We start from the raw sequence: 8,602 nt of genomic DNA on the forward strand, positions 1-8,602 counted from the left end.
AGGGCAAGCCCCTGACCCACTCCCCCGCGGCCCCGGTCAGCTCTCCGGCAGCAGGCGCGTCACCATCGCGTCGATCAGGACGTCGAGCCGGTGGGGCGCGAGCAGCTCCGGAACGGTGAGGTCGTCGATTGACCGACCACACCGTCCTGGCGAGCGGAGCAGCGTTCCTGACCTACGCCCGCCCCTGACCGCGCGGCTCCGCCAGGTTCAGGAAAGCCACTTTCAGGCCCTGCGGGGGCAGGAAAGTGGCTTTCCTGAACTTCCGTGTTGCCCCTCGGGCCCCCCGCTTACCCAGTCTTGCTTATATAAGCGTGCACTGCTATTTTCTCGCCGTGCACGCTTTCGACGTTCTCGGGGAGCCGGTACGCCGGCGGATCCTGGAGCTGCTCGCCGGAGGCGAGATGACCTCCGGAGCGGTGTGCGCGGCGATCCAGGACGAGTTCGGCATCTCCCAGCCCGCCGTCTCCCAGCACCTGCGGGTACTGCGCGACAACGGGTTCGCCACCGTCCGTCCCGAGGGCGCGCGCCGGCTCTACAGCGTGCGGCCCGAGCCGCTGCGCGACGTCGACACCTGGCTCGACCACTTCCGGCGCTTCTGGACTCCCCATCTGGACGCGCTGGCCACCGAACTGGCCCGCGGACGGCGCGAGCGCCGGCTCCGCGAACCCGACGAGAGGACCGACCCATGATCGACGTGACCCACCAGATCAACGCCGTGCAGCGCACGGTCGGCACGCGCACGCTCGAGGCGGGCGAGGCCCGCGTCATGACCATCAGCCGGACCTACACCGCCGACCTCGACGACCTGTGGGACACCTGCACCAACCCCGAGCGCATCCCGCGGTGGTTCCTCCCCGTGTCCGGCGACCTCCGCGTCGGCGGCCGCTACCAGCTCGACGGCAACGCCGGCGGCACCGTGGAGCGCTGCGATCCCCCGCACGGGTTCGCCGCCACCTGGGAGTTCGGCGGCGAGGTGAGCTGGATCGAGGTCCGGCTCACCGAGGTCGCCGACGGGCGCACCCGGTTCGAGCTCGAACACATCGCCCACGTCGACGACGAACGCTGGACCGAGTACGGCCCGGGCGCCGTCGGGGTCGGCTGGGACCTGGCCCTTCTCGGGCAGGAACTGCACCTGTCCTCAGGTCAGCCGGTCGACCCGGCGGAGTTCGCGACCTGGTCCACCTCGGACGAGGCCCGGCAGTTCATCACGTCGTCCAGCGACCTGTGGTGCGCTGCGGCGGTGGCGGCCGGCACCGATCCCGCCGCTGCCCGCGCCGCGGCCGACCGCACCACGACCTTCTACACCGCAGTGCCCGACCAGGCCTGAGGCTTCTCGTTCACTCCGGACGGGCCGGACGCCGGGCCGGCATGCAACAGTCCACCGCACACGGCATCCCGTTGACCGTGCACCCGGCCCCCGGCACGTCCCCCAGGTGCCGCGGGGCCGACTCGTGGAGATGCTCGGCGATCAGCTCCACCACCATGTCGGCGAACCGCGGGTCGGGACCGGCCGTCGACGCCCGGGCGAAGCCCATACCCAGCTCGGCGGCGCGTTCCTTCGCCTCCGTGTCGAGGTCCCACACCACCTCGACGTGGTCGGACACGAACCCGACCGGACACACGACCACCGCGGGCACGCCACGGGCGTGCAGCGCGTCGATGTGGTCGACGATGTCGGGCTCCAGCCACGGCACCTGCGGGGGCCCCGAGCGCGACTGCCACACGACGTCGTACTCCGCGACTCCGAGGTCCTCCGCGACCAGCCGCGCCGCCTCGGCCACCTGCCGCGAGTAGCGGTGGCCGCCCTCCTCGGGCGGCCCCGCGGCGGCATCGGCCGCGGTCGGCACCGAGTGGGCGGTGAACACGAGCCGCGCGGCGTCACGGACGTCGGCGGGCAGCCCGGCGGTGGCCGCGCGTACGGCGTCGGCGTTGGCGGCGACGAAGTCCGGGTGGTTGAAGAAGTGGCGCAGCTTCACCAGCTGCGGCGCCCCGTCCCCCACCGCCTTCCGCGCCCGTGCGATGTCCTCCTGGTACTGCCGGCACGCCGAGTACCCGCCGTACGCGCTGGTGGCGAACACGAGCGCGCGGCGCACCCCGTCACGCGTCATCTCGGCGACGGTGTCCTCCACCAGCGGGTGCCAGTTGCGGTTGCCGAAGTACACGGGCAGGTCGGTGCGCTCGCGGATCGCGGCGATCAGATCACGGTTGCGCGCATTCAGCGGGCTCACGCCGCCGAAGTGCTGGTAGTGCTCCTCCACGGCGTCGAGCCGCTCCGGAGGAACGCCACGACCGCGGACCACCCTCTCCAGGAAGGGCCGCACCTCGTCGGGCCCTTCGGGCCCGCCGAAGCTCAGCACCAGCAGAGCGTCCGCTTGTTCTCGCACGGTCTGATTAGACACCGATGGCGTGGAACCCGCCGTCCGCCCACACCATCGAGCCGGTGGTGACCGGCAGCCAGTCCGAGAACAGCGCGCACACCGTCTTCGCGACGGGCACCGGGTCGTTGACGTCCCAGCCGAGCGGCGCACGCCCGTCCCAGGCGTCCTCGAAGGCGGCGAACCCGGGGATGGACTTCGCGGCCATCGTCCGGACCGGCCCGGCGGCGACGAGGTTGACCCGGATGCCCTTCGGCCCGAGGTCACGCGCCAGGTACCGGGTGACCGACTCCAATGTGGACTTGGCCACGCCCATCCAGTCGTAGGCCGGCCAGGCCTGCCGGTTGTCGAAGTCCATGCCGACGATCGAGCTGCCCGGCCCGAGCAGCGGCAGCACCGCCGTGGACAGCGACTTGAACGAGTAGGCGCTGACCTGGAGCGTCGTGGCCACGTCCTCCCACGGCGCGTTCAGGAACGCGTTCTCACCGAGGCACGACGCCGGGGCGAAACCGATCGAGTGCAGCACGCCGTCGAGCTTGGGCTCGTCCTGCCCGGTGGCGGTGAGGTGCGGCGAGACCCGCTCGACGAGGCTGTCGAGCTGGGACTGGTCCGACACGTCGAGCTCCACGACCGCGGCCGGCTTCGGCAGCCGCTGCGCGATCCGCTCCACCAGCCGCATCCGTCCGAAGCCGGTGAGCACGACATCGGCGCCCTGTTCCTGGGCGATCTTCGCAGCGTGGAACGCCAACGAGGCGTCCGTGATCACACCGGTGACGAGCAGGCGCTTGCCATCGAGCAGTCCCATGTGAGCCTTTCCGTGTTCGGAGAGCGAGTCCCTAGTGGCCCATGCCGAGGCCGCCGTCGACCGGGATCACCGCGCCGGTGATGTACCCGGCGGCCTCCGAGCCCAGCCAGGTGACCGTGGCGGCCACCTCCTCGGGGCTCGCGTACCGGCCCAGCGGCACCTGCCCGATGATCTCGGCGCGCCGCGCGTCGGACAGGGCGCGGGTCATGTCGGTGTCGACGAAGCCGGGGGCCACGACGTTGGCCGTGATGCCTCGCGAGCCCAGCTCCCGCGCCACGGAGCGGGCCAGCCCGACGAGGCCGGCCTTGGAGGCCGCGTAGTTGACCTGCCCGGCCGAGCCGCTGAGGCCGACCACGCTGGAGACGAAGACCATGCGACCGCTCTTCGCCTTGAGCATTCCGCGGGAGGCGCGCTTCGCGACCCGGTAGGCAGCGGTGAGGTTGGCGTCGACGACCCGGGTGAACGACTCCTCGCTCATCCGCATGAGCAGGCCGTCGTCGTTGATCCCGGCGTTCGAGACCAGCACCTGCACCGGGCCGTGCTTGTCCTCGACCTCGCTGAACGCCGCATCCACGGCCGCGGTGTCGGTGACGTCGCACTGCACCGGCAACAGCTCGCCGGGCAGGCCCTCCACAGGGCTGCGGTGCGTCACCGCCACTTGGTCACCCTGCGCCGCGAACGCCTTCGCGATCGCGAGCCCGATACCGCGGTTGCCTCCGGTCACCAGCACGCTGCGTCCCACGCAGCCACCCTATTGGCCGCCACCCGGCCCGCGGAAACCGGGCGACTCGGGAGCACGATCCGGGCGACTCGCGCGGCCAGAACGGGCGACTCGCGCGGCCAGAACGGGCGATTCGCGCGGCCGGGAGGGGCGACTCGCGGAGCAGAGCAGCCCCGTGGCCCGCGAGTCGCCCGGTTCAGCCGCGCGAGTCGCCCGGTTTCCCTCCGCGAGTCGCCCGTTTTCTGCGCGCGAGTCGCCCGGGTCACGGGAAGCGGCGGCCCAGTGCCAGGCCGCTGCCGACCCCCACCACGAGCAGGAGGGCACCGCCCGCGAGCCACGGCCTGCTCGTGTCGACGCGGCGCACCTCGTAGCCGATCTGCTCGCCGAGCTCGGCGTACACCTGCCGCAGCTCGTCCTCGGTGGCGGCGGTGAAGAACTGGCCACCGGAGAGCTCGGCGATCTGGCGCATCGACGCGTCGTCCACCGCGACCGGTGTGCGCTCCCCCGGGTTGATCTCGATCGAGCCGTAGTCGGTGCCGAAGGAGATCGTGGAGACGGGGATGCCGGCGGCCGCGGCCGCGCGGGCCGCCGTGAACGAGCCGCGGGGCTCCTCCTCCGGCATCACGCCGCCGGGGACGGTCTGCTTGCCGTCGCTCATCAGCACGATCCGGGCGGGTGGCGGGCCATCGGCAGCGGCCCCGGCGATCGCCTGCGAGAACGTCTCCACCGACTGCATCGCCGCGAAGATCGCCTCGCCGGTGGCGGTCGACTCCGACAGCTTCAGCCCGTCCACCGCACGCTTGATCGGCTCGCGGTCGACGGTGGGCGAGACGAGCACCGCGGCCGTACCCGCGAACGACACCAGTCCCAGGTTGATCCCGGGGGTGAGCTGGTCGGCGAACGCCTTGGCCGCGGCCTGTGCCGCGGCCAGCCTGCTCGGCTCGACGTCGGTGGCCTGCATCGACAGCGAGACGTCGATGACCAGGACGACCGTGGCCCGGTTGCGGGGCACGCGCGCCTCCGCCTGCGGGCCCGCCAGCGCGATGGTCAGCACGGCCAGCGCCGCGATCAGCGCCGCCGCCGGAACGTGCCGGTACCAGTTGGGCCGCTTGGGAGCCACCCGGTCGAGCAGCTCCAGGTTCGTGAACCGGACGACGTCGCGGCGGCGCCTGCGCAGCAGCAGCACGTACCCGGCGGCCATGGCGGCGACCACGACGAGCAGCAGCAGCCACCAGGGGTTGGTGAACATCTACCGGCCACCCCCCGACCAGGCACGCTTGCGGGCCAGGACGAACCGCACGATGTCGGAGATCCAGTCGGAGTCGGTGCGCAGCGTGAGGTGCGCGGCCCCGCACCGGCGCAGCGCGGCGGCCACCCGGTCGCGGTGCTCGGCCGCGGCGGCCGCGAACTCCCGGCGCAGCAGCGGGCTGGTGACCACCTCGCGCTGCCGGCCGGTCTCGGGATCGGCCAGCACCACGGTGCCGACGTCGGGCAGCTCCAGCTCGCGCGGGTCGAGCACCTCGACGGCCAGCAGGTCGTGCCGGTTCGACAGCGCGCGCAGGGTGCGTTCCCACTCGGGTTCGCCGAGGAAGTCGGAGATGACGACGGCCAGCCCCCGGCGCCGGGGCGGGCGGCGCAGCTGCTCGATCGCGGAGGTGAGGTCACCGCGGGTGCCGTCGGGGGCCCGGGGGGTCAGGGCGACGCGGCGCAGCAGGCCGCGGGCGTGCGCGAGGCCGCCCCGGGCGGGGATGCGGACGGTCTGCTCCCCCGTTGCGACGAGAGCACCGATCCGGTTGCCCCCGCCCCGGGTGAGGTGGGTGACGGCGGCGAGCGCCGCGATCGCGAGGTCGCGCTTCTCGCACGAGGCGGTGCCGAAGTCGAGGCTGGGCGACAGGTCGAGCACGACCCACGTCTCCAGCTCCCGGTCGGCCACGGTCTCCCGGACGTGCGGCTGGGTGGTCCGTGCGGTGACGGCCCAGTCCATGCGGCGGACGTCGTCGCCGGGCTGGTAGGTCCGCGCCTCCCCCGGCTCGCTGCCGGGCCCGGGGACGAGACCGAGGTGGTTGCCCTGCAGAAGCCCGTCGAGCCGCCCCCGCACGGTGAGCTCCAGCGTCCGCAACGCCGCCTCGATCCGTCCGTCGCGGAACGACGGCGGCGCGGCGGGCTGATGACGCCGCCCCGGTTCAGGAAAGCCACTTTCCGGAACCGGCGGGGCAGGAAAGTGGCTTTCCTGAACCCCGGGCGTCGGGGTGGTCACGTCGAGCTGCCGGCCGCCGTGTACGGCGCCGCGGCGGCCGGGTCGTGCTGCGGACGGGCGGTGACCTGCGGCAGCGGGACGGTGGCGAGCACCCGGGAGATGATGTGGTCCATGGGCACGCCGTCGGCGACGGCGTCGTAGGACAGCACGAGCCGGTGGCGCAGGACGTCGGGCGCGACGTCGAGGATGTCCTGCGGGAGCACGTAGTCGCGGCCGCGCACCAGCGCGAGCGCCCGCGCCGCGGCGACGATGCCCAGGGTGGCTCGCGGTGAGGCGCCGTAGGACACCCAGCCGGCGATGTCGGTAAGGCCGTGGTCCGCGGGCGTGCGGGTGGCGACGACGAGCCGCACGACGTAGTCGACGAGCGCGTGGTGGACGAACACCCGGGACGCCACCCCCTGCAGCCGCAGGAGCTCACCGGGGTCGATCACCTGCTGCGCGACGGGCGGCTCCGCGCCCATCCGGTAGACGATCTCCCGCTCCTCCTCCACGCCCGGGTACTCGACGATGATCTTGAAGAGGAAGCGGTCGCGCTGCGCCTCCGGCAGCGGGTACACGCCCTCGTTCTCGATCGGGTTCTGGGTGGCCAGCACGAGGAACGGCTCGGGCATCGGGAACGTCTTGCCCCCGATCGACAGGTGGCGCTCGGCCATCACCTCGAGCATGGCCGACTGCACCTTCGCCGGCGCGCGGTTGATCTCGTCGGCGAGCACGAAGTTGGCCACCACCGGCCCCAGCTCGACGTCGAACTCCTCGCGGCCCTGGCGGTAGATGCGGGTGCCGAGGATGTCGGCGGGCACGAGGTCCGGGGTGAACTGCAGGCGCGAGAACGAGCCGCCGACGACCTTCGCGACGGTCTCGACCGCAAGGGTCTTCGCGACGCCGGGCACGCCCTCGAGCAGCAGGTGGCCCTTGGCCAGCAACCCGACGAGCATCCGCTCGACGAGCCGGTCCTGGCCGACGATCACCCGTTTGATCTCGAAGACGACCCGCTCGAGCCGCTCACCTTCGTGGGCCGGGCTGGGGACGGACTCCTGCACAGTCACCGCGCCATCCCACCGTGCCGAGCGTGAGACGCCGGTGAACCCGGCGCGCGGCACGACCTTCGTTTTTCGGGGCAGTCGGCCCGAAGGGCCGTCGATGTCAATGTTTGAAGTACTTTTCGTTGGCGTCAATGTTTCATTGACATCAAGGGAGGACGACCTACCGGCGTTCCTCCCGGCTCACAGCACCCGGGTGGCCTGCGGTACGAGGCCTTTCGTCCGCAACGGCACGACCCGGACCCGCGCGCCGGTGTAGGGAGCCTCGACCATCTGCCCGTTGCCGATGTACAGGGCGACGTGATGGATGGGCGCTCCCCCGTTCTTGAAGAACACCATGTCGCCGGGCCGGAGGTCGGAGATCGGCACCTTGCGCCCGGCGTTGTACTGGTTGCGGCTCACCCGGGGCAGCGACACGCCCACGCCGTTGAACGCGAAGAGCATCAGGCCCGAGCAGTCGAACCCCACGCGGTTGAGCGGCGAGCCGAGGCCGTCGGGAATGCCGGTGCTGGGCCCACGCCCGTTGCCGCCACCCCAGACGTACTGCCGCCCGAGCTGCGACAGCGCGCGGTCGATCACCCGCCGCACCGCCGCGCTGCCCCTGCGGGGCGCGTCGTCCCGGCCGCCCAGCCTGGCCTCGGCCGCCTGCCGTTCGGTCCGTTCCCGGGCGGCCTGCTCCTGCGCCAGCCGGCGCTGCCAGTCGTCGAACCGGGCGCGCTGCTGGCGGAGTCCGGCGTCGGCCGACTCGGCCGCGTCGAGGCGGCGCTGCACGTCGGCCCGCTCCGCGGCGACGGCTGCGAGCTGCTCGGCCTGTTCGCGGGCCGCCGACTCGGCAGCGGCGACCGCCGCATCGGCGGCCGACTTCGCGGTGTTCGCCTCGGCCTCACGGGTGCGCGCGTCCTCCAGCGCAGCACGGGCGGCGGAGTCCGCGTTTGCCTTCTCGACGCGGGCGCGCTCCAGCCCGTCCTGCGCGGTGAGCTGGGCCCGGGCGATCAGGTCGTTGGCCTCGGCCCGCGCGACGAGGTCCTCGGGGCTGGTGGCGTCGGTGAGCAGCCCGAGCGGACCGATGTCCAGGCCCTGCTGGTAGGTGGCGGTGACGAACTCGTCGAGACGGGCGCGCGCCTCGTCGATCGCCACGGAGGCGGCCTGGGTCGCGATCCGGGCGGCGACGGCCCGTCGGGCGGCCGCGGCCGCCGCGTCCTGAGCCGCCTGCAGGTCGACGAGCGCGGCCTCCGCCGTCTCCCGCTGTGCGGCCAGCGCGGCCTGCAGATCGTCGGTCCGGCTGTCGAGCTCCGCGAGCCGGGCCGACAGGCGTCCGACCTCGCCCGCCCGCTGGTTCACGTCGGTGCGGCTGCGCTGCAGGTCGTCGTCGCTCGGGTTGGGCGGTGGCGGTGGGGTGGGCTG

At 72.8% G+C, this 8,602-nt stretch carries 9 protein-coding genes; 2 read left to right on the top strand and 7 right to left on the bottom strand.

The features are described 5' to 3' along the window. Positions 1-332 precede the first annotated feature (332 nt). Both HF577_RS35385 and HF577_RS35390 read left to right on the top strand, forming a co-directional pair. Positions 333-689, top strand: coding sequence for an ArsR/SmtB family transcription factor (locus HF577_RS35385; RefSeq protein WP_169400364.1), 357 nt, complete (start codon positions 333-335; stop codon positions 687-689). After that, complete coding sequence (locus tag HF577_RS35390; RefSeq protein ID WP_169400365.1) at positions 686-1,327, top strand: SRPBCC family protein; 642 nt, start codon at positions 686-688, stop codon at positions 1,325-1,327. The genes HF577_RS35385 and HF577_RS35390 overlap by 4 nt, the downstream gene beginning before the upstream one ends. 10 nt (positions 1,328-1,337) lie before the next feature. On the opposite strand, the gene HF577_RS35395 is transcribed toward HF577_RS35390, so the two are convergent. The 7 genes from HF577_RS35395 to HF577_RS35425 form a co-directional block, all read right to left on the bottom strand. Further along, positions 1,338-2,384, bottom strand: a complete 1,047-nt coding sequence (locus HF577_RS35395; RefSeq protein WP_169400366.1) for a ferrochelatase — start codon at positions 2,382-2,384, stop codon at positions 1,338-1,340. A gap of 7 nt (positions 2,385-2,391) precedes the next feature. After that, positions 2,392-3,180 carry an enoyl-ACP reductase FabI gene (fabI, locus tag HF577_RS35400; protein WP_169400367.1) on the bottom strand — a complete coding sequence of 263 codons (789 nt, stop codon included), beginning with the start codon at positions 3,178-3,180 and terminating at the stop codon, positions 2,392-2,394. Positions 3,181-3,211: 31 nt separating this feature from the next. Beyond that, a complete protein-coding gene (gene fabG, locus HF577_RS35405; protein ID WP_169400368.1) occupies positions 3,212-3,922 on the bottom strand; it encodes a 3-oxoacyl-ACP reductase FabG in 711 nt (236 codons plus the stop codon). Positions 3,923-4,163: 241 nt separating this feature from the next. Next, entirely contained in the window at positions 4,164-5,150 is a 987-nt protein-coding gene (locus HF577_RS35410; RefSeq protein ID WP_169400369.1) for a VWA domain-containing protein, read from the bottom strand. Continuing rightward, entirely contained in the window at positions 5,151-6,032 is an 882-nt protein-coding gene (locus HF577_RS35415) for a DUF58 domain-containing protein (protein ID WP_312859595.1), read from the bottom strand. A gap of 122 nt (positions 6,033-6,154) precedes the next feature. Continuing rightward, complete coding sequence (locus HF577_RS35420; RefSeq protein WP_169400371.1) at positions 6,155-7,204, bottom strand: AAA family ATPase; 1,050 nt, start codon at positions 7,202-7,204, stop codon at positions 6,155-6,157. Between the two features lie 177 nt (positions 7,205-7,381). Further along, a partial coding sequence (locus HF577_RS35425; RefSeq protein ID WP_169400372.1) for an NlpC/P60 family protein occupies positions 7,382-8,602 on the bottom strand: 1,221 nt, incomplete at its 5' end.

This window comes from Pseudonocardia xinjiangensis (assembly GCF_012911925.1).
Classification (GTDB): Bacteria; Actinomycetota; Actinomycetes; order Mycobacteriales; family Pseudonocardiaceae; genus Pseudonocardia; species Pseudonocardia xinjiangensis.

Excerpts from the sequence above, each read along its gene's own strand:
- HF577_RS35390 (WP_169400365.1), top strand. The coding sequence starts at position 686 with ATGATCGACGTGACCCACCAGATCAACGCCGTGCAGCGCACGGTCGGC.
- fabI (WP_169400367.1), bottom strand. The coding sequence starts at position 3,180 with ATGGGACTGCTCGATGGCAAGCGCCTGCTCGTCACCGGTGTGATCACG.
- HF577_RS35410 (WP_169400369.1), bottom strand. The coding sequence starts at position 5,150 with ATGTTCACCAACCCCTGGTGGCTGCTGCTGCTCGTCGTGGTCGCCGCC.